Raw genomic sequence first — 19,288 nt, 5'->3', positions numbered from 1 at the left:
GCGATCCGGCGAACCGTGCGGTCAGGGGCCGGCGTCCCCGGTGTGGGCGTCGAGCCAGGCCACGAGGTCGCCGAGCACGACGTGTCGCTCGGGCTCGTTCATCGTCTCGTGGTAGAGGTCGTCGTAGAGGTTGAAGGTCTTGTCCTCGGACGGGGCGTGCTCGTAGAGCCACTGGCTGCCGGCGGGGTCGGTGATGCGGTCGGCGGCCCCGTGGAAGAGGTAGAGCGGCAGCGTGAAGGCCCCGATGTGGCTCGGCATCTCCTTCGTGACGCGCAGGGTCTCGGCCCCGGTGCGGGCGCGCACGCCGCCGGTGTAGGTCAGCGGGTCCTGCTCGTAGCCGCGCACGACGCCAGGGTCCCGCGAGAGGTGCTCCGTGTTGAGCTTGGTGGTGGCCAGCGTCGGCGTGAAGCGGCTGACGGTGCCGGCCAGCTTCTGGAGGACCGGGGAGAGGTCGGCCGGGATGCGCAGCGCGGCCGACGACAGGAGGAGGCCAGCCAGGCCGCCGGTGCCGTACAGGGCGACGTAGCGCGCCGCGATCAGGCCCCCGAGCGAGTGGCCGAGCAGGAAGACCGGCTTCGCGGCCGCCTCGTGGACGTGCTCCAGAAAGAGCCCGAGGTCGGCGACGTAGGCGTCGAACGACTCGACGTAGGCGCGCGGCTCGCCCTCGGAGCGCCCGTGCCCGCGCAGGTCGAAGGCGTAGACCTCGTAGTCGCTCAGCATCAGGTGCGCCGCGACGTGGGCGAAGCGCCCGCTGTGGTCGGCGATGCCGTGGACGATCACGACGGCCGCCTTCGGGTGGTCGTGGGGCACCCAGCGGCGCGTGGCGAGGGTGAGGCCGTCGTCCGTGCGGAACGTGCCAGCGTCGTGCTGCATCTTGCGATTGGCGAGGGTCGAAGGGCGAGGGTCGAGTGGTTAATATCCCGCTGCCCACTCGCTCTTCGCCACCCACCACTCGACATTCATCACTCGCCGCTCGACATTCCCATGACCGTCACCGAAACCACCGCCACGCCGGACACCGTGCTCGCCTCCATCGACGAGGGCCTCCGCGCCCTGCAGCACGAGGGCCTGGAGCCGCGCACGGTCCTCGTCGGGCCGGCCGCGTACGGGATGCTCTGCGACGCCATCGCCCGGCAGTTCAACCGAACGCCGGGCCGCTTCGAGACGTACCAGTACCTCACGATCGTCCTCGACCCGTTCCGCGCCGACACCGTCTGCGTGCTCCCCGCTCCCGGCGACCTCGCCGACGGCGTCCGCGGCGTGCGGGTCTAATCGAGGATGAGAGCGCAAACCATGCGTACCCCCTACACTCACCCTCTCACTCCCAACCGTGTACCCATGAAAGCCACCTGGAACGGCACCATCCTCGCCGAGAGCGACGCCACGGTCGTCATCGAAGGCAACCACTACTTCCCGCCCAGCGCGCTGAAGCGCGAGCATTTCCGCGAGACCAGCCACCACACCACCTGCCCCTGGAAGGGCACCGCGAGCTACTACACCGTCGAGGCCGGCGGCGAGACCAACGAGAACGCCGCGTGGTTCTACCCCGACCCGAAGGACGCCGCCGCCGAGATCAAAGACCACGTCGCCTTCTGGCGCGGCGTCGAGGTGACGGGGTAGGCGCGGAGGTTCGGAAGAGCGGAGGCAGGGAAGACGGGCAGGGCCGACCGGAGGAGAGCGCTCTCCCGCTCTTCCTTCCACCCTTCCACGCCCACCCGGACCGGCCGCTGGCAGAGTTGGCATGTTTGGGATATATTCCCGGCTCTAGTCGAGACCGGGGGCTCGCGGAAAACCGGTCTCGTTCGAGTGATCAAAGAGCTAGAGGGGGACGTATGCGTGTGCGGTATCTGTTGGTGGTCGCCGTCCTGTGGGCCGGCGCAGGGGACTTGGCTGAGGCTGAGCCTCGCGGGGGAGAAGACGGGTCCTACGCGGAGAGCCGGACGTTCCGGCTGAAGCCGACCCGCGACGGCGGGTTCTCGCTGACGTGCGACGTGGAGGTGGCCTACACCTTTCACTCGGAGCGGTCGACGCGGGACCGCGTTTTCTTCGTCCCCGAACCGTTCTACGCCGAGGTCTCGAAGCTGCGCGGCGAGCTCGGCGGCGAGCGCCTGCCCGGCTACCGCATCGGGGTGCAGGTGCCGGAGTACCAGGACGTGTTCATGACGAGCGGGCGCGTGCACTACCTCGAGTTCCCCGACGACCTGGAGCCCGGCGACGTGGCGCGCTACTCGTACCGCGAGTCGTACGACGACGTGGCCTACCTGCCGGTCCTCAAGGTCCCCAACGCCGACCACCTCAGCAGCTACCACGTCACGATCGAGCACCCGGACGACGTGGAGGTGGACTTCTCGTTCTTCTACCCGCGCGAGACCCTCGCGCCGGACATCGACCGGTCGAACAAGAAGCGCACGGAGCTCCGGTTCCACGGGCTCGGCAGGAGCGACGGGCTGCCGTACTTCCCGTTCGACCACTTCCAGGCCGCCGTCCTCGTGCAGATCACCCAGGGCGGGGTGCCTGTGACGCCGAACGCCACCGACGCCTTCGGCGCGTGGTACCGCGACCTGGTCGGTGACCTGGGCGGCGACGGCCTCGCGGCGGTCGCGGCGGAGCTGGAGCGCGAGACGCCGCGCCAGACCGTCGCCGCCATCCACGACCACGTCCGCTCCTCGATCCGCTACGTGGCCGACGAGCGGGCCGAGAACGCGATCGTCCCGCGCCCGCCCGGCACCGTGCTCGCCAACGGCTACGGCGACTGCAAGGACCGCGCGTTCCTCGTCGCGGCCCTCGCCCGCGAGCTGGGCCTGGACGTGGACGTGGTGCTCGTCTCCACCGGCCCGGTGCCGGAGTTCGAGGGCACCCACGTCGGGCTCTACGACCACGTCATCTCCCGGTTCGAGGACGGGGAGGGCACGGTGTTCTTCGATCCCACCCACCGCTACGTCCCGTTCGGTGCCCTCCCCGAGTCCGACGTCGACGCCTCAGCGCTCGCCATCGGGGCGAGCGGCAGCTGGAAAGGCCGGGTGCCCGCGCCGCCGTCCGGGGCCCTGGTCGAGATCGCCGTGACCGGCAGCCTCGCGGCACCGGCCGAGGCCCGGGCCGAGGTCACGGTCCGGGGCGGCTTCGCGGCCGAGCTGCACCGGCTCCAGGCCGAGGGGACCGACCTCGAGATGGAGAACTTCCTCTCGGTCGCGGCGACGGAGCCGCTCCGCAAGCTGTCGCTCGACCACTTCATCCCGCTCGACGTCGGCCCCGACGCGGCGACGTTCTCCGCCGTGGCCGACCTCTCCGACTTCGTCGTGGCGTCGCCGACGCGGCGCTACGTGCCGCACACGCCCTTCCGCACCGTCGATCCCGACGTGATGGAGCGGGCCGAGGACGACTACGCGCTCTACTTCTCGGGCCGCCCGCACCTCCGCCTCACGCTCGACCTGGAGACGCCGGACTTCGCGGCGGCCGAGGAGCGCGTCGAGGTCGGCGGCAGCGGCCCGCTGCACTTCGAGGCGGCGCTGTCCGCGCCCGAGGCGGGCCGCACGCGCATCGAGTACGCCTTCCACCACCGGGCCAAGAGGCTCAGCGGTGACAGCAAGGCGCAGTACCTCGCCGCGGCCGGCCAGTACCTCGACGCCCGGCGCGGGATGTTCATCCTCCGGCCGCTCGAAGACGCACCCGCCGAAGACGCACCCGCCGAAGACGCCGACCTGGACTCGGGCCGCCCCTAGTTCACGGCTCAACGCACCCTCCGCTCACGCTTCCTGACTTGGTCTCTATGCCTGCTCGCCGTCTGCTTTTCTTCCCGCTCGCCGCCCTGCTGCTCCTGACCGGCTGCGTAACCTCTGGCCGCTCGGCCTTCATCCAGCGCGACGTTGCCGCCTTCGCGCCCGCGGACTCCGTGGACGTCGAGGCGTACCAGGCCGAGTACGAAGGGCACGAGGGCGTCTTTACGCACTGGGAGCAGACGGCAGAGCACGTCGTGACCACCAGCATGAGCGCGGTGCCGAACTGGCACTACTACCGGGACACCCGCATCCGCTACGTCATCCTCGACCCGGAGGCGGAGTGGCTGGCCACGTTCCGCACCGAGGTCGAGCCCGGCGGGCAGTTCGAGGGCGTGGCGATCCGGGTCACGTCGCCGGACGGCTCGGTCAGCGTGTTCTCCGAGGGCAACCTGGCCAAGGAGGAAAGCTCGGGCAAGACCGTCTACAAGATGGCCTACCCGAACGTCGAGGCCGGGACGGTCGTCGAGGAGAACGTCCGCGTCCGGTACAAGGCAGGGATGCAGTTCACGCCGCCGCTCGAGTACGACATCCCGCTCCAGTCCTCGATCCCGATCGAGCGCCTGTCCTACCGCTTCGGCTACCCGTCGTGGTGGGCGCTCAAGCTCAAGCAGGTCGAGACGGGGCGCACCCCGGCCTTCGACACCGAGTACGACGAGGAGCAGAAGAAGACCTTCCTCGTCCACAAGGCGCTCGACGTGCCGGCGGTCGCCGACGAGGTCTACGCGCCGTACTTCAAGGAGCGGGCCGAGTACCTCGCCTTCCAGATCACGGAGTTGAAGCTCGGCTCGCTGGACTACACCGCGCGGGCGAGCTGGGAGGAGATGGCCGACGGCTTCAAGAAGTACGCCTTCCGGCGCGGCGGCTTCTTCTCGAACCCCGTCCGCCGGGCCCTCGATGACCTCGACCTCCAGGGGCTGAGCGACGAGGAGAAGCTCGACCTCATCGTCACCTACGTCCAGACGACGATCGAGCCGGGGAGCAGCAGCAAAGACGATTTCAACACCGTCCTCAAGGAGCAGCGCGGGAGCGTCTACCTCATCACGGGCCTGGCCCAGGCGATGCTGGAAGAGGCCGGCGTCCCGGCGACCTACGTGCTGATCCACTCCGCCCGCGACGGCTACTTCGACCGGAGCTACATCACGGGGAGCCAGCTCTACATCCCCGCCGTGGCCGTCGAGATCGAGGGCCGGGACCGCGTGGCGTTTCCCTGGGTGGAGGGACTTCCGGTCACGCACGTCCCCGAGCACTTCCAGGGCCAGGCGGCGATGCAGATCGACGCCGACGGCTTCGCGGGGTTCATGGTGGTCCCGACCGGGAACGCGGCCGACAACGCCACGGAGGAGAACTTCACCGTCGCGCTCGACGAGGACGGCGTCGTGGAGGTCGAGGAGGAGCGCGTCTTCCGGGGGTCGGCGGCCTACGCGCTCCGCACGGCGCTCCGCGACCTGGAGGACGACGAGCGCGACGAGGTGGTCGAGGAGCTGCTGACCTACACCGACGGCGAGGTGCAGGACCTGGAATACACCATCGACAACGAGGGGGCTCCGAAGCAGCCGCTCGTGATCCGGCTGACGTACGGCATCGACAACCTCGTCACGGTGACGCCGGAGGAGGTGCTCTTCCAGACCGGCGGGCTGTTCTCGCCGGCCTCCAGCGTCAGCCTCAAGGTGGACACCGAGGAGCGCGAGAGCCCGATCCGCATCTACTACGACGAGGTCCAGAACAAGCGCATCGAGCTTCGCTATCCGGCCCACTGGAGCCTCGCCACCGAACTGGACGAGGTCGCCGTGGAGAACCAGTTCGGCACGCTCGCCAGCCGGTACACGGTCGGCGACGGCCGGATGGAGGCCGACTACGCGCTCACGCTGCGGCAGTCTGAGGCGCCGCCGTCCGACTTCGGGACGCTGCTCGACCTCACCGGCAGCCGCTCCCGCCTCAACCTCCCGACCCTCGTGTTCTCCGTCGAGTCGTAGCCCGCGGGGACGGCCCGGCGGCGCTCACCCGGCCCAGCCGCGCGCCCGCTCGACGGCACGCTGCCAGGCGCGGAGGAGCGGCGCGCGCGCGGCCTCCGGCATCTGCGGCTCGAACCGGGCCTCGGCCGTCCACGGCGCGTCGGGCGCGTACACCCCGGCGGCGAGGCCGGCGAGGCGGGCCGCGCCCCACGCCGTCGTCTCGACGTTCGCCGGGCGCTCGACCGCGACGCCGAGCATGTCGGCCTGGAACTGCATGAGGAAGCCGTTGGCCGCCGCGCCGCCGTCGACGCGGAGGGCAGCGAGCGCCTGCCCGGCGTCGGCCTCCATCGCGGCGAGCACGTCGCGGGTCTGGAAGGCGAGGCTCTCCAGCGTAGCCCGGACGAGGTGCGCCCGCGTCGTCCCCCGCGTGAGGCCGAAGACGGCGCCGCGCGCGTGCGGGTCCCAGTGCGGCGCCCCGAGCCCGGTGAACGCCGGGACCACCACGACCCCGTCCGCGTCCGGCACGCTCGCCGCGAGCGCCTCCGAGTCGGCGGCGGTCTCGACGAGGCCGAGCTCGTCGCGGAGCCACTGCACGGCCGCCCCGGCGACGAAGACGGACCCTTCGAGCGCGTAGACAGGATTGTGGCCGCCTGGCCCGTCGCCGAGGTCCCAGGCAACCGTCGTCAGCAGGCCGTGCTCGGAGGGGACCGGCTCGGAGCCCGTGTTCATCAGCATGAAGCAGCCGGTGCCGTAGGTGTTCTTCGCCGTCCCCGGCTCCAGGCACGCCTGGCCGAAGAGCGCCGCGTGCTGGTCCCCCGCGACCCCGCCGATCTTGACCGGCTCGCCGAAGAGGGCACCCTCGGTCTCGCCGATGAATCCGCTGCTCGGGACGATTTCCGGCAAGACAGCGCGAGGGATGTCGAGCGCATCGAGAAGCGTGTCGTCCCAACTCAGCCGGTGGATATCGAAGAGGAGCGTGCGTGAGGCGTTCGTGACATCCGTCGCGTGGGTGCGCCCGCCGGTGAGCTTCCAGGCGAGCCACGCGTCGACCGTGCCGAAGGCGAGGTCGCCGCGCTCGGCGCGTGCGCGGGCCCCGTCGACGTGGTCGAGGAGCCAGGCGAGCTTGGTGCCGGAGAAGTAGGGGTCGGCGCGGAGGCCGGTCGTGCGGCGGAGGTGGTCGCCGTGGGCGGCGCGGAGGCGCTCGCAGTAGTCCACCGTCCGGCGGTCCTGCCACACGATGGCGCGGTGGACCGGCTCGCCCGTGGCCCGGTCCCACAGGACGGTCGTCTCGCGCTGGTTCGTGATCCCGATGGCCGCGATGTCGCCCGCCCCGAGGCCCGCTTCGCGGAGGGCCTGCTGCGCCGTCGCGAGTTGGCTCTCCCAGATGTCGACGGCGTCGTGCTCCACCCAGCCCGGCCGGGGGAAGTGCTGGGCAAACTCCTGCTGGGCGCGGGCGACGACGCGGCCCGAGGCGTCGAAGACGAGAGCGCGGGAGCTGGTCGTGCCCTGGTCCAGGGCGAGGAGGTGGGACACGGTCGGAGGACGGTGAGACAGAAGACGGTGAGACGGTGGGCAGAAAATAGCGAACCCAGCGTGCGCGTTTGGCGGGCAGCGCGTCTCCCCGGTAGCCATGGCGCGCCCGCTAGCGTGGATTTGCCTACGGCGAGTCCTCGATGCTCCTCCCACTCCTCCCATTCCATCCGCATCCTCTACGCCCTCCTCTTCCCCAAGCTCCAGTGAACTCCGGGGGTGCGCGTTGACACCGCCTCAGCGGAGGCGGTATGTTGCACCGCTCGTTTTGCTCTATCCCATGCGTTTTCTTCGGCACTCTGCGATACAGCGCGTCCTCAGCGCGGGCCTTCTGCTCGGGCTCGGGCTGTGGCTCGTGGCCCCGGCGACGGGCGCGGCGCGGCCGGTGGCTGCACCGCCCGGCGCGCCGCCGACGGTAGAGGCCGCCTTCGAGCAGGCTCTCGCGGCGGCAGCGGACGCCCGCACGCCCGAAGCGTTCGTCGCCGCCTTCGCCGAAGCCCTCAGTGCGGAGCCGGACCTCGCCCAGTTCCTCGACCAGCGAGGCGGAGCCGAGCTGCTCCTGTCGATCCTCTACGGGCACCTCCTCCAAGCCTTCGGGCACGACCGCGGCGTCGTGGCGGCCCCGGCCCCGCCGGTCGCCGCGCCTGCGGGTGGGACCTCCAGCCTGGCCGCCAAGCTGCTCCACGCCCAGGCCCTCGCGCCGAGGCCGGTCGCGATCGCTCCGGCTTCGTCCTGTCCCGACACCGTCGTCCCGCTCGCCGTCCTCTCGGCGGCGCAGCCGCTCGGCCCTTAGCCGAGCCGTCCCATCGCCGGCTGTCTGCCGGTGCCTCTGGCCTGCACGTCTAGGGTGCGGGCCCTCCTCGTCTGGAAGCCGCGTGCTTCCTCGGGCCCTCCCCGGCGGAGGCCCGGCCCCCGACCCAAGACCCCAGACGTACCCATGCAAGAGAACGGTTTTAAGCTATTCGCCACGCTCGCCTTCCTGTCGCTGTCGCTGTGGTACCTCTTCCCGACGCTCCAGAGCTACTTCACGGAGAACCGGATTGAGGCCATGGAGGAGACCGAGCGCACGGACTACCTCAACGCGAACTACACCGAGATCCGCGACCTGCGCGAGCGGGCGCTCAAGCTCGGCCTCGACCTCCAGGGCGGGATGCACGTCACGCTCGAGGTGCGCATGGACGCCCTCGTGCGCGCCCTCGCCACCGACACCGACCCGGCCTTCGACCAGGCCCTCACCGCCGCCCGCGAGGCGTCCGACGCGGGCGACGACGACTTCGTCGCCACCTTCGTCGAGGTCTTCGAGGAGCAGGACCCCAACGTCCGCCTCTCGCGCTACTTCCGCTCGACCGGGGCCGACATCACGCGCCGCTCTGAGAACGGCGAGGTGGCGTCCTACCTCCAGTCCGAGGCCGACGAGGCCGTGCAGCGCGCCGTCTCGATCGTCCGTGAGCGCGTCGACCGCTACGGCGTCAGCGAGCCGTCGATCCAGCGCCAGGGCTCGCGCCGCATCGTCGTCGAGCTGCCCGGCGTGGACGACCCGCAGCGCGTCCGCGACCTCCTGCGCGGCACGGCCCGCCTGGAGTTCCGCCTGATGGCCGACCCGACCGAGCTAACCGCCTCGCGCAACCGGATCATCGGCTACTTCGACGCCCTCGGGGCCGAGGACGAGACCTCCGCGCTCGACACGACGACGCTCGAAGCAGCCGACCTCGCCGAAGCCGACGCGGTGGAGACCGACGACCTCGCCGAGGCCGATACCGGGGCTGCCGACGTGGACGACCTCCTCGGCTTGGACGAGGCGGTCGATGAACTCGACAACGCGCTCCTGCGGGTGCTCTCGCCGCTGGGCGGGGAGAGCGTCATCTTCGGTGCCGTCGCCGAGCGCGACACGGCCGAGGCCGGCTCCCTGCTCCGCCGCGCCGAGGTGCTGGCGCTCCTGCCGCCGGGCATCCGCCTCGTCTACGACGCCAAAGCCGAGGGCCAGACCGAAGCCGGCGAGGACGTGTTCTACCTCGTCGGCGTGCGCGGCGGCGACCCCGAACTGACCGGCGAAGTCATCACCGAGGCCGGGCCGAGCTTCGACCCGTTCACCAACGAGCCGGAGATCTCGCTCACGATGAACGCCGAGGGTGCCCAGACCTGGAGCCGCCTCACCGGCGCGAACGTCGGCAAGCCCGTCGCGATCGTGCTCGACAACGTCGTCTACTCGCGCCCGACGATCATCGACAAGATCCCCGGCGGGCGCACCTCGATCACCGGCGTGACGCGCCAGGACCAGGAGGACGTCGTGACCGTCCTCAAGTCCGGCTCGCTGCCCGCGCCGGTAGACATCGTCGAGGAGCGCACCGTCGGGCCGAGCCTCGGCGCGGCCTCGATCCGGGCGGGGACGGTCTCGATCCTCGTCGGGCTCGGGCTCGTGGCGATCTTCATGATCTTCTACTACCGCACCGCCGGCATGGTGGCCAACCTCGCCCTGCTGCTGAACATCCTGTTCATCTTCGGGATTCTGGCGGCCTTCCGGGCGACGCTCACGCTCCCCGGCATCGCCGGCATCGTGCTCACGATCGGCATGGCGGTCGACGCCAACGTGCTCATCTTCGAGCGCATCCGGGAGGAGATGGCGAGCGGGAAGACGCTCAAGGCTGCCATCGACGGGGGCTACGCGAAGGCGCTCTCGGCGATTGCCGACGCCAACATCACGACGTTCTTTGTCGGCGTGATCCTCTACTCGTTCGGCGTCGGCCCGATCCAGGGCTTCGCCGTCACGCTGATGGCGGGCATCCTGTCGTCGCTCTTCACCGCGATCGTCGTGACCCGCATCGTCTTCGACTACTTCGTCGCCGAGCGCCGCAGCGCGGTCGCCTTCGGCTGACCCGCCTCCGAATCTTTTGTACGGGCGGGTCTCAGACCTGCCCGTACGAATCCTCAATTGGAAACACCATGCGCATTTTCGAAAACACCAGCTTCGAGTTCATCCCGAAGCGCCGGACGGCCTACCTCATCTCCGGCACCCTCATCGTCCTCAGCATCTTCGCGCTCGTCACGCGCGGGCTCGAGACCGGGATCGACTTCCAGGGCGGCACCGAGTTCGTCATCGAGACGGGCGAGGCACTCCCGATTCCCGGCGTCCGCGACGCCCTCGCCTCGGCCTTCGGCGGCGTCCAGCCCGAGGTCAAGACCTACGACAACGACGAGACCCTCCTCATCCGCACGACGGCCGGCGGCGACAACATCGACGCCCTCCAGAGCAACGCGGTCAACGCGATGCAGGCGGCGTATCCCCAGGCTACGGTCAACGTCGTCAAGATCGACTCCGTCGGGCCGCGCTTCGCCGACGACCTCAAGCGCGGCGCGATCTGGGCGGTCCTTGCCTCGCTCGGCGTGATCTTCCTCTACATCATGCTCCGCTTCGAGTGGCGCTTCTCGGCCGGGGCCGTGGCGGCGCTCGCGCACGACGTGACGATCACCCTCGGCATCTTCGCGATGTTTCACCACCTGCTGCCGTTCTCGCTCCAAATCGACCAGGCCATCATCGCGGCGCTGCTGACGATCGTCGGCTACTCGCTCAACGACACGGTCGTCGTCTTCGACCGCATCCGCGAGTACACCAACCTGTTCAAGACTGAGGACTACGCGAAGGTCGTCGACCGCTCGATCAACTCGACGCTCTCGCGCCCGCTCGTCACCTCGGGCACGACGCTGATCGTGGTGCTGACGCTGTTCATCTTCGGCGGCGAGGTGCTGCGCGGGTTCGCCTTCGCGCTCATTGTCGGCGTCGTCATCGGGACCTACTCGTCGGTCTTCGTCGCCTCGCCGGTGCTCGTCGAGCTGAAGCAGCGCGCCCTCGCCGCGAAGGCGGCCTAAGTGCTGTGACGAGCTCCCGTTGACAGGTAGGTCATCCTGAACGTGGTTCAGACCGCGCAGCAGCGGCGCAGCCCATCTACGGGCCACGCCCCAGATCCCGGATCGGGGTCCGGGATGACAAAGAAGAAAGCCTGTCCGTCTCAACGTGCCAGAGGACTAAGCTGCCGTGTGGTATCGGCACGCGGCGCGTACCTTTGTTCACCGCGTGCCGTACCTTCCTCCACTCCGCTCCGGTCCACCCACCTCTCGAAGCCCATGCGATTCAAAACCGAAGAGCGCTACAACGCGGTCGTCCTCCAACTCAAAGGTGACGTGATGGGCGGCCCGGACGGCGCGAAGCTGCACGACCAGCTCCGCGAGCTCAAGGAGGCCGGTCAGCAGAACCTCGTGATCGACCTCTCGAAGGTCCGCTTCATGAACTCCAGCGGTCTCGGCATGCTCATCGGCGGCCTCGCCACCATGCGCAACGCCGGCGGCGACCTCCGCCTCGCCAACGCCACCGACCGCATCCAGTCGCTGCTGATGATCGCCAAGCTGCTGACGGTCTTCAAGCACTACGAGTCGGTCGACGAGGCCGTGGAGAGCTACAACGAGGAGCCGGCAGGCGACGCTGCCGCCGAAGGCTAGGTCCTCACTAGCGTTTTGTGATAGAGGCGGCGGGGCCGGGCCTCGCCGCCTTCGTTTTTGCGTGTTGCCACCCCGGAGGGGTTTGATTAATCAAATCCCTACGGCCGATCTCAACCGCCGAACCATGCCTGTTACAATTGTCATCGGAAGCCAGTGGGGCGATGAGGGAAAGGGCAAGGTCGTGGACCTGCTCGCGCCCGACGTAGACATCGTCGCCCGCTACCAGGGCGGCGCCAACGCCGGCCACACGATTGCGTGGGACGACAAGAAGTTCGTCCTCCACCTCATCCCGAGCGGCATCTTCCACGCCGGCACGACCTGCGTCATCGGCAACGGCGTCGTGATCGACCCGGTGGCGCTGATGAAGGAGATCAGCACGATCAAGGAGCTGGGCTTCGAGGTCGAGGGGCGGCTGTTCATCAGCCACAACGCGCACCTCATCATGCCCTACCACAAGGCCGTCGAGCAGGCGCGCGAGCGCTACCGCGACGCCGGCGCGATCGGCACGACGGGGCGCGGGATCGGCCCGGCCTACGTAGACAAGTTCGCCCGCACCGGCATCCGCGTCGTCGACCTCCTCGACCGCGACGTGCTCCGCCGCAAGCTGAAAGATGCCATCGACGAGAAGAACGCGATCCTACGCGGGGTCTACGACGCCGAGACGCTCGACGTGGACCAGATGATCGAGGAGTACGTCGCCTTCGACCACGAGATCGACCCCTTCGTCAAGAACACGACGGAGTACCTGAACGCCGCGCTGAAAGACGGGCAGCGCGTCCTCGCCGAAGGTGCGCAGGGCAGCCTGCTCGACGTGGACTTCGGGACCTACCCCTTCGTGACGAGTAGCCACCCGACGGCCGGCGGGTGCTGCACCGGCCTCGGCGTCCCGCCGACGGCCGTCGACCGCGTGATTGGGATCGTCAAGGCCTACTCGACGCGCGTCGGCAACGGGCCCTTCCCGACCGAACTCGACGGCGACGCCGAGCACGATCCGGCGGGCATCGGGCAGAAACTCCGCGACGTGGGACAGGAGTACGGCGCGACGACGGGCCGCCCCCGCCGCTGCGGCTGGCTCGACCTCGTCGCGCTCCGCTACACGACCGCCGTCAACGGCTTCACCGACCTCGCCGTCACCAAGCTCGACGTGCTCGCCGGGCTGGACGAGCTCAAGGTCTGCACCCGCTACCGCATCGGCGGCAAGGAGACCGACCGCTTCCCGAACGACCTCGCCACGCTGGAGCGCGCCGAGCCGGTCTACGAGAGCTTCGCCGGCTTCGGCGACGTGACCGGGGCCGACTCGCTGGACGCGCTGCCCGGCACGGCCCGCGACTACCTCGGCTTTATGTCTGACTTCCTCGACGTACCGATTGCGATGGTCTCGACGGGCCCGAAGCGCTCGGAGACGCTGCGCGTCTGAGGCGTGGAAGAGTGGAGGAGCGGAAGACAGGGGGCCGACTGCGTCTGATTTTAGTCGTGTGGTCCAATTTTGCTCGCAACGGCCTCTGGTAGAAAACTACCACAGCAGTCATCCCGGACTCCGATCCGGGACCCACCGGCCAGCACCCCTGTGGGTCCCCGCCGGAGCCTGTCCTGAGCGCAGTCGAACGGGCGGGGATGACGTGTGTTGGGGGTTGGAGCCTGGAGGTGTCTCCTCGGGTGCATGCCTTCCCGCGTCAGCGCCTGTGCGGGGATGACTGTTGAAGAGGGTGCAGGGAGACCTGAGTGTGTGGGGAGGTACATCCACCCTCGACCGAGGCGTTACGCCAGTATCTTCCGCTCTTCCTCGCCTCCGCTCCTCCGCTCATGAAGGCGTACCGCACGTCCGTCAAGATCAAGCTCGGCCTTATCGTGGCCGCCGTGCTCATCGCGGTCGCGTCGCTGTGGTACACGAACGACCTCGCCAACCGGCTGATGCGGCAGGAGCAGGAGGCGATCCAGCTCTGGGCGCGGGCCATCGAGTACCAGACCCAGGTCGACTCCGAGAACCCGTACCAGGACGCCTTCGCCCAGCTCGAAGGGCTGCTGCGCGGACCTGCGGCGGAGCCGCTGCCGCGACGCTCGCTCGACTCGCTCCGGGCCGCCCTCCAGTGGGCGCGCTCGATGCCCGCCTCGGACGAGATCAACTTCGTCTTCAACGAGATCGTCCAGCCCGAGCGCTTCTACGTCCCCGCGATCATCACCGACACCACGCTCAGCCTCGTCGTCACGAGCCGCAACGTGGACGTGGATTCGTCGCGGACCCAGGAGCAGATCGACGCCGACCTGCTGCGCGAGGCTGCCGCGTTCGACGCCATCCACCCGCCGATCCGGCTCGACCTCGGCGACGGGCTCGACGTACAGCTCATCCACTACGGCGAGAGCGACACCGTCCGCACGCTTCGGTGGTTTCCGTTCGTGCAGTTCCTCTTCGTCGGCCTCTTCATCCTCGTCGGCTACCTCGGGTTCAGCTACGTCCGGCGGAGCGAGCAGTCGAGCCTCTGGGTCGGGATGGCGAAGGAGGCGGCGCATCAGCTCGGCACGCCGATCTCCAGCATCATGGGCTGGACCGAGCTCCTCCGCGCGGGCAACGGCGTCCCCAACGCGCAGGTCGCCGACGAGCTCGACAAGGACGTCGGCCGCCTCCACCGCGTCGCCGACCGGTTCCAGAAGATTGGCTCGGTCCCAGCGCTGGAGGCGCAGCCGCTCGCGCCGGTCACCGAGTCCATCGCCGACTACGTCCGCCGCCGCCTCCCGTCGGCCGGGCGCCGGGTGGAGCTGGAGGTGGACGTGCCGCCTGGCCTCTGGGTCTCGGCCAACCGCGAGCTGTTCGAGTGGGTCGTCGAGAACCTCCTCAAGAACGCGCTCGACGCCCTCGAGGGCGAGGCCGGGACGATCACCGTCCGGGGCTACCGAACGCCGGGCCGGGCGGGGACCGTCACGCTCGACGTGCGCGACACCGGCAAGGGCATCGAGCGCAGCGCCGCCCGTCACGTCTTCCGCCCCGGTTTCTCGACTAAGCAGCGCGGGTGGGGCCTCGGCCTGAGCCTCGCCAAGCGGATCGTCGAGGACTACCACGGCGGCACGCTGACGCTCGCCGAGACGCGCCCCGGCCAGGGCACCACGTTCCGCATCGTCCTCGCCGAGGCCGAGCCGGTCGCCGACGCTGCGGCCGAGCCGCACCCGGAAGCGTTCAGCCCGCGCCCGGTTTCGTAAGCGACGCGCCGTTTCCTACCGCACCGCCTAACCTTTCTCTTTCGCATGGACAGCGCCCTCATTCCCATTACCTCCGCCGACCACCTGCCTGGCGAGACCATCGTCGACCACATCGACGTGGTCTACGGCAACACGGTCCGCGCCAAGCACCTCGGCCGCGACATCATGGCGGGGCTCAAGACGGTCGTCGGAGGCGAGATCCGGGGCTACACCGAGATGCTCCGCGAGGCCCGCGACGAGGCCCTGGACCGCATGAAGGAGGACGCCCTCGACCTCGGGGCCGACGCCGTGATCAACGTCCGCTTCACGACGAGCATGGTGATGCAGGGCATGGCCGAGATGCTGGCCTACGGCACGGCGGTCCGGCTCAAGGACTGACGCCGAGGAGGCGCGGGCTGGAGCCGTCAGGCGAAGGGTACGTCGTAGCTTACCCAAAACGGAACCAAAGCGGTGACTCTAGTGGCCTCGCTCACGCTCAAAGGCATCCCCGACGACACGCTCGCCCGGCTCCGCAAGCGGGCCGCGTCCGAGCGCCGCAGCCTCAACCAGCAGGCCATCTGGCTGCTGGAGGCTGCGCTCGACGAGCCGCGCCCGAGCTTTCGCGAGGCGCACGAGGCGTTCACCGAGAAATACGGTCCCTCGCCGTTCGACGATGAGACGTTCGACGAGGTGTTTGGAAACCTGCAAGACCAGGGTCTAGGTCGGCCCTCGCCGTTCGAGGACGAGGCAGACGCGTGATCCGCTACCTCCTCGATACCAACATCGTCTCCGAACCGACACGGCAGCGACCGGCCCCGCAGGTGCAGGCGCGGGTTGAGGCGCACGCGCAAGAGGCAGCCGTGGCCAGCGCGGTCTGGCACGAACTGCTCCACGGGCTCGAACGGATGCCGACCGGGCGAAAGCGAGAGTTTCTCGCCCGCTATCTCTTCAGCGTGGTGCGCCCGGCGATGCCTATCCTCTCGTTCGACGCAGACGCTGCCGAGTGGCTAGCCCGGGAGCGTGCGCGGCTCGAAGCGCTGGGGAAGCCCCGCCCCGCGCTCGGTGGAATCGTCGCTGCCATAGCCGCCACGCGCGGCCTCATCCTCGTCACCCGCAACACCGGCGACTTTGAGGGCTACCAGGGCCTCCACGTCGAGAACTGGTTCGCCTCCTGAGTCTGCGATGCCTCCGATGTCGGACGAAGAAAAGCAGGCGCCGCTTGAGGCCGACACGGTGACAGAATGTCCGCGGCTTGGTCCCATCGCCGTGGCGCTCGGTGCGGTCCGGCTCGTGTCGGTGCTGCTCGTCGTCGCGCTCGGTACGGTCTTCGTGCTGCTCGTGGGATGGGTGCGCGTTCGCGGAGTTCGGCTTGGCGGGTGGATCGTGATGGGCATGGCGCACGTCACCTGGGCGATCTTCGGCGTCCGGATCCGGTGCGACGAGGTCGGGCGGCTGCGGTCGCATCGCGGATTCCTCTTTCCGAACCACCGCTCCTACGCCGACATCGCGGTGCTGCTTCACCTCTTCCCAGTGCGGTTTCTGAGCCAGCACAAAGTCGAGCGGATGCCCTTCATCGGGTGGCTGGCGAAGGCGGTCGGGACGGTCTTCGTTAACCGCGAGAGCAAGGCGTCGCGGGCCGAGGCGCGGCGCGAGCTGGCCGAGACGATGGCGGCCCGGAGCCATCCCCCGCTCGTGCTCTTTCCCGAGGGCGGGATCAACCGCGCACCGGGCCTGCAACCGCTCCGGCGCGGCGCGTTCGAAGTCGCCGCCGAAGGCTCGGTGCCGTACCTGCTGGCCGCGATCCGCTACAGCGACGAGGCCGCCGTCCGCTGGCACGAGGGCGAGCCCCTGATGCAGGCCGTCTGGCGCCTCGCCCGGCACCGGGGCACCATCACGGCCGACGTAGCGATTCTGGAGACCGTGCACCCGACCTCGACGGACGAGGCCGACGCGCTCGTTGCGCATGCCAAGTCCGTGCTCGAGAGGGCGTTGCTGGCGTGATCGGACAGTGCTTCTTCCAATGCAAAATCATGTCTTTAGATTGGATGCCCCCGTGCCGATCCTCCAGCAGTAGATCCAGACCACACTACTGTCTTCTCACTATGGACCTAGTCTTGGCCATCGCCGGAACGCTCGCGCTCGCGGCCGGCCTCCTACACATGCTTGTCCGGGCGTTTGAAGAGAGCACGCTCTGGGGCGTAGCGTGTTTGCTGGGCGGGCCGCTGATCTTCGTGTTCGCCTTTCTGCACTGGCACACGGCCAAGGCGGGGCTGATCAGCTTCGCTGCCGGAATCGGCGTGCTGCTGATTGGAGGAGCCCTGTAACAGATTATGCCGCCGGGTCTCTGTCGGCCTCAATCCACTCCGTCGCCCGGTCGATGAACTCGGCCATTGGCATCTTCTCTACCGCCTTAGTCGCCTCCGAATCAGACAGACCAGCCTGTGAGCGGACCTCGAATAGTGAGGCTACAAACTCGTTGAACTTGCTCCACACCGTGCTTGCCCAGTGATGCTCCTCCGGCCACGAGTTGTCGATCCCGACCGTCTCGTAGTACCAATCCCGGACAGCCCAGCACACGTCAACTGGCTCGTTGCTGTGAGGCTTGACGTCGATACCGCTAAGGTCAGATAAGGCAATCTTGAAGTCGTGTGCCTTCTCTTCAAGGACGAGAAACTTCTTCTCCGAGGCGTGAGCGGGGCCATGAAGTCGTGTCCCGAAGTCGATCCCAAGTTCGAACGGCATATTCATCCGGGCGAACTCGTCCGGCTTCTTCGCTTTCAGCCGGGAAATGTCGTGGATGCTATAGCGACAGGCCGAGATCAGACCACTAATTTTCGAGAGCCTGTTCTCGCCGGAGTCGGAGGACTCGCTCGCTATACGGGGTCTGTGTCCGAAGTAGATAACGGTGAAAAGGATCGGGCGCAGAAGGTCCAGGTACTTCGCGTCGAACGGGCAGTTGACGAAGACACTCTCACCAAAGCTGTCGGGAGCGTCGCTACCCGCGCTAGATGCAGCCATAGAGCTATCCGCGGGGAGGATGCGGGTCTTTGCCGTAAGAGTTCTTCTCCCTAATCATTCCGTCCCTACGGTGGATATACAGCTCGGCACCTTGCTTTCTGCTGAGGTCTTTTCCGTAGGAGATTGCTTCCTTCTGGGTGCTGAAAGTCCTCGAGGCTCTCTTCGCCCCCCCCTTCTTCACGCTCCACCCGCCGGGGGTGCGGACGACATGCTGTGTTTTTCTGGGCATGGCTCGGATTCGGATGGTCGTGGTCAGGATACGGCGGCAGCCCCAGGAATGTTCGAAGGCGGGCGGCTGGCGGCATAACATACCAGGAGGCTGTGCCGGGGACCTCTCCGCGTTTAGGTGGCGCGTGTCCTCCCAGGGCCCGCCCAGGCTGTTTTCGAGCCGCTAAGATACACGGGCTGGCCGAAGTGTAACGCCGCGTTGCTGCGCGAAAACAGCCCCTCGGCCGCGTAAACAGCACCGCTACAAGCGAGGCTGCGGATCGGTGAACCACGTCTCGTCGAGGGCTGCCGGGGCTTGCAGCTCGTCGGTGAGGATAGTGACGGGGGCGCCGACGACATCCTTGCGCGCCGAGAGCACCACCCGGCCCTGCGGACTGGAGAGGGAGCGGTAGGCCGTCCACGTCGAGGAGCGCGGCGTGGTGCTGCCTTCGAGGACGAACGTCCACCGCGTAAGCTGCCCGCTCTCTTTATCCACAAACAGCCAGTACCGGTCGCCCGGCGTGAGGCCGACGCCGTCGAAGTCGAGCCGGATCACGTCGGTGGCGGCGTCCGAAGAGTCGGGGGCGTAGGTGCGCGCGACGCCGCCGTCGAAGAGCTTGAAGGGGGCGAGGAGCCAGTAGGTGTCGTTGAGGGTTCGGCTGCGGGCGCTCGCCATCGCCACGTCGGCGGCGCTGCCGTCGAGGGGCTCGCCGTTGAGGTAGGCCCGGCCGCTGTCCGGCCACGCCGTGAAGAGCGCGGTGTAGGTCGAGTCCGCGCCGCCGGGCCACTCGACGCGGTAGCGGCCCGTCTGCTTGTCCCACAGGTGCCGCGCCGCGACCCGCGCCTCGCCGCCGCGCTCGACCCCGAACGAGAAGCGCAGCGCCGGGAGCGCGTGCCACGCGTCGAACCCGCCGGAGGCCGCCACGACCTGCATCGCCACGGAGTCGGCTTTGGTGACGAGCGCAGGAGCCGAGGGAGCGGCCGACTCCGGCTCCGGTGCGGGCGGCTCAGCGCAGCCGACGAGCAGCAAGGCGAGGGCGAGGAGGAGACCGTAGGGCATGGGGGCGAGACGGTGAGACGGTGAGACGGTGAGACGGTGAGACGGTGAGACGGTGAGACAAGAAAAGCCGTGAAAATTACGAA

At 68.7% G+C, this 19,288-nt stretch carries 20 protein-coding genes; 15 read left to right on the top strand and 5 right to left on the bottom strand.

What is annotated here, in order from left to right:
• Positions 1–21: 21 nt before the first annotated feature.
• Positions 22–873 (bottom strand): lysophospholipase, encoded by an 852-nt coding sequence (locus tag AAGI91_02500; GenBank protein ID MEM1041476.1) that lies wholly within the window; start codon positions 871–873, stop codon positions 22–24.
• A gap of 111 nt (positions 874–984) precedes the next feature.
• Here AAGI91_02500 and AAGI91_02495 point away from each other — a divergent pair, with 111 nt between their 5' ends.
• The 4 genes from AAGI91_02495 (at position 985) to AAGI91_02480 (ending at position 5,749) form a co-directional block, all read left to right on the top strand.
• Positions 985–1,272 carry a family 4C encapsulin nanocompartment shell protein gene (locus AAGI91_02495; GenBank protein ID MEM1041475.1) on the top strand — a complete coding sequence of 96 codons (288 nt, stop codon included), beginning with the start codon at positions 985–987 and terminating at the stop codon, positions 1,270–1,272.
• A gap of 66 nt (positions 1,273–1,338) precedes the next feature.
• The gene (locus AAGI91_02490) at positions 1,339–1,620 is read left to right on the top strand and encodes a DUF427 domain-containing protein (protein MEM1041474.1); all 282 of its coding nucleotides are present in this window, start codon (positions 1,339–1,341) and stop codon (positions 1,618–1,620) included.
• Positions 1,621–1,832: 212 nt separating this feature from the next.
• Positions 1,833–3,719: a transglutaminase domain-containing protein gene (locus AAGI91_02485; protein MEM1041473.1), complete on the top strand. Its 1,887-nt coding sequence runs from the start codon at positions 1,833–1,835 to the stop codon at positions 3,717–3,719.
• A gap of 47 nt (positions 3,720–3,766) precedes the next feature.
• Positions 3,767–5,749: a hypothetical protein gene (locus AAGI91_02480; GenBank protein ID MEM1041472.1), complete on the top strand. Its 1,983-nt coding sequence runs from the start codon at positions 3,767–3,769 to the stop codon at positions 5,747–5,749.
• Positions 5,750–5,773: 24 nt separating this feature from the next.
• Here AAGI91_02480 and glpK read toward each other — a convergent pair whose 3' ends face one another.
• Positions 5,774–7,261, bottom strand: coding sequence for a glycerol kinase GlpK (gene glpK / locus AAGI91_02475; GenBank protein MEM1041471.1), 1,488 nt, complete (start codon positions 7,259–7,261; stop codon positions 5,774–5,776).
• 277 nt (positions 7,262–7,538) lie between these two features.
• Here glpK and AAGI91_02470 point away from each other — a divergent pair, with 277 nt between their 5' ends.
• The 11 genes from AAGI91_02470 to AAGI91_02420 all read left to right on the top strand — a co-directional run bounded on the left by AAGI91_02470 (position 7,539) and on the right by AAGI91_02420 (position 17,244).
• On the top strand, positions 7,539–8,051 hold the full coding sequence (locus AAGI91_02470; protein ID MEM1041470.1) for a hypothetical protein: 513 nt from the start codon (positions 7,539–7,541) through the stop codon (positions 8,049–8,051).
• 144 nt (positions 8,052–8,195) lie between these two features.
• Positions 8,196–10,130 carry a protein translocase subunit SecD gene (gene secD / locus AAGI91_02465; GenBank protein ID MEM1041469.1) on the top strand — a complete coding sequence of 645 codons (1,935 nt, stop codon included), beginning with the start codon at positions 8,196–8,198 and terminating at the stop codon, positions 10,128–10,130.
• Between the two features lie 68 nt (positions 10,131–10,198).
• Positions 10,199–11,122, top strand: coding sequence for a protein translocase subunit SecF (secF, locus tag AAGI91_02460; protein ID MEM1041468.1), 924 nt, complete (start codon positions 10,199–10,201; stop codon positions 11,120–11,122).
• Positions 11,123–11,377: 255 nt separating this feature from the next.
• Positions 11,378–11,749, top strand: a complete 372-nt coding sequence (locus tag AAGI91_02455; GenBank protein ID MEM1041467.1) for an STAS domain-containing protein — start codon at positions 11,378–11,380, stop codon at positions 11,747–11,749.
• A 124-nt stretch (positions 11,750–11,873) separates the two neighbouring features.
• Positions 11,874–13,166, top strand: coding sequence for an adenylosuccinate synthase (locus AAGI91_02450; GenBank protein ID MEM1041466.1), 1,293 nt, complete (start codon positions 11,874–11,876; stop codon positions 13,164–13,166).
• Positions 13,167–13,552: 386 nt separating this feature from the next.
• Positions 13,553–14,941 (top strand): HAMP domain-containing sensor histidine kinase, encoded by a 1,389-nt coding sequence (locus AAGI91_02445; protein MEM1041465.1) that lies wholly within the window; start codon positions 13,553–13,555, stop codon positions 14,939–14,941.
• Positions 14,942–14,986: 45 nt separating this feature from the next.
• The gene (locus AAGI91_02440; GenBank protein ID MEM1041464.1) at positions 14,987–15,319 is read left to right on the top strand and encodes a YbjQ family protein; all 333 of its coding nucleotides are present in this window, start codon (positions 14,987–14,989) and stop codon (positions 15,317–15,319) included.
• Between the two features lie 72 nt (positions 15,320–15,391).
• Positions 15,392–15,679: a hypothetical protein gene (locus tag AAGI91_02435; GenBank protein MEM1041463.1), complete on the top strand. Its 288-nt coding sequence runs from the start codon at positions 15,392–15,394 to the stop codon at positions 15,677–15,679.
• A complete protein-coding gene (locus AAGI91_02430; protein MEM1041462.1) occupies positions 15,676–16,095 on the top strand; it encodes a type II toxin-antitoxin system VapC family toxin in 420 nt (139 codons plus the stop codon). Before AAGI91_02435 ends, AAGI91_02430 begins: the two co-directional genes overlap by 4 nt.
• A 16-nt stretch (positions 16,096–16,111) precedes the next feature.
• A complete protein-coding gene (locus tag AAGI91_02425) occupies positions 16,112–16,921 on the top strand; it encodes a lysophospholipid acyltransferase family protein (GenBank protein MEM1041461.1) in 810 nt (269 codons plus the stop codon).
• Between the two features lie 101 nt (positions 16,922–17,022).
• On the top strand, positions 17,023–17,244 hold the full coding sequence (locus AAGI91_02420) for a hypothetical protein (protein MEM1041460.1): 222 nt from the start codon (positions 17,023–17,025) through the stop codon (positions 17,242–17,244).
• Positions 17,245–17,248: 4 nt separating this feature from the next.
• On the opposite strand, the gene AAGI91_02415 is transcribed toward AAGI91_02420, so the two are convergent.
• The 3 genes from AAGI91_02415 to AAGI91_02405 form a co-directional block, all read right to left on the bottom strand.
• Complete coding sequence (locus tag AAGI91_02415) at positions 17,249–17,938, bottom strand: hypothetical protein (protein MEM1041459.1); 690 nt, start codon at positions 17,936–17,938, stop codon at positions 17,249–17,251.
• Between the two features lie 4 nt (positions 17,939–17,942).
• On the bottom strand, positions 17,943–18,167 hold the full coding sequence (locus AAGI91_02410; GenBank protein MEM1041458.1) for a DUF2188 domain-containing protein: 225 nt from the start codon (positions 18,165–18,167) through the stop codon (positions 17,943–17,945).
• Between the two features lie 240 nt (positions 18,168–18,407).
• Entirely contained in the window at positions 18,408–19,205 is a 798-nt protein-coding gene (locus tag AAGI91_02405) for a hypothetical protein (protein MEM1041457.1), read from the bottom strand.
• Positions 19,206–19,288: the final 83 nt, after the last annotated feature.

Source organism: Bacteroidota bacterium (assembly GCA_038746285.1).
Taxonomy (GTDB): Bacteria; Bacteroidota; Rhodothermia; order Rhodothermales; family JANQRZ01; genus JANQRZ01.
This window is presented reverse-complemented; position numbering and strand designations above follow the sequence as displayed.

Coding starts and splice junctions, on each gene's coding strand:
- AAGI91_02450 (MEM1041466.1), top strand. CDS start 11,874: ATGCCTGTTACAATTGTCATCGGAAGCCAGTGGGGCGATGAGGGAAAG.
- AAGI91_02490 (MEM1041474.1), top strand. CDS start 1,339: ATGAAAGCCACCTGGAACGGCACCATCCTCGCCGAGAGCGACGCCACG.
- secD (MEM1041469.1), top strand. CDS start 8,196: ATGCAAGAGAACGGTTTTAAGCTATTCGCCACGCTCGCCTTCCTGTCG.
- AAGI91_02470 (MEM1041470.1), top strand. CDS start 7,539: ATGCGTTTTCTTCGGCACTCTGCGATACAGCGCGTCCTCAGCGCGGGC.
- AAGI91_02500 (MEM1041476.1), bottom strand. CDS start 873: ATGCAGCACGACGCTGGCACGTTCCGCACGGACGACGGCCTCACCCTC.
- secF (MEM1041468.1), top strand. CDS start 10,199: ATGCGCATTTTCGAAAACACCAGCTTCGAGTTCATCCCGAAGCGCCGG.
- AAGI91_02440 (MEM1041464.1), top strand. CDS start 14,987: ATGGACAGCGCCCTCATTCCCATTACCTCCGCCGACCACCTGCCTGGC.
- AAGI91_02405 (MEM1041457.1), bottom strand. CDS start 19,205: ATGCCCTACGGTCTCCTCCTCGCCCTCGCCTTGCTGCTCGTCGGCTGC.
- AAGI91_02485 (MEM1041473.1), top strand. CDS start 1,833: ATGCGTGTGCGGTATCTGTTGGTGGTCGCCGTCCTGTGGGCCGGCGCA.
- AAGI91_02415 (MEM1041459.1), bottom strand. CDS start 17,938: ATGGCTGCATCTAGCGCGGGTAGCGACGCTCCCGACAGCTTTGGTGAG.
- AAGI91_02455 (MEM1041467.1), top strand. CDS start 11,378: ATGCGATTCAAAACCGAAGAGCGCTACAACGCGGTCGTCCTCCAACTC.
- AAGI91_02495 (MEM1041475.1), top strand. CDS start 985: ATGACCGTCACCGAAACCACCGCCACGCCGGACACCGTGCTCGCCTCC.
- AAGI91_02445 (MEM1041465.1), top strand. CDS start 13,553: ATGAAGGCGTACCGCACGTCCGTCAAGATCAAGCTCGGCCTTATCGTG.
- AAGI91_02420 (MEM1041460.1), top strand. CDS start 17,023: ATGGACCTAGTCTTGGCCATCGCCGGAACGCTCGCGCTCGCGGCCGGC.
- AAGI91_02410 (MEM1041458.1), bottom strand. CDS start 18,167: ATGCCCAGAAAAACACAGCATGTCGTCCGCACCCCCGGCGGGTGGAGC.
- AAGI91_02425 (MEM1041461.1), top strand. CDS start 16,112: ATGTCGGACGAAGAAAAGCAGGCGCCGCTTGAGGCCGACACGGTGACA.
- AAGI91_02480 (MEM1041472.1), top strand. CDS start 3,767: ATGCCTGCTCGCCGTCTGCTTTTCTTCCCGCTCGCCGCCCTGCTGCTC.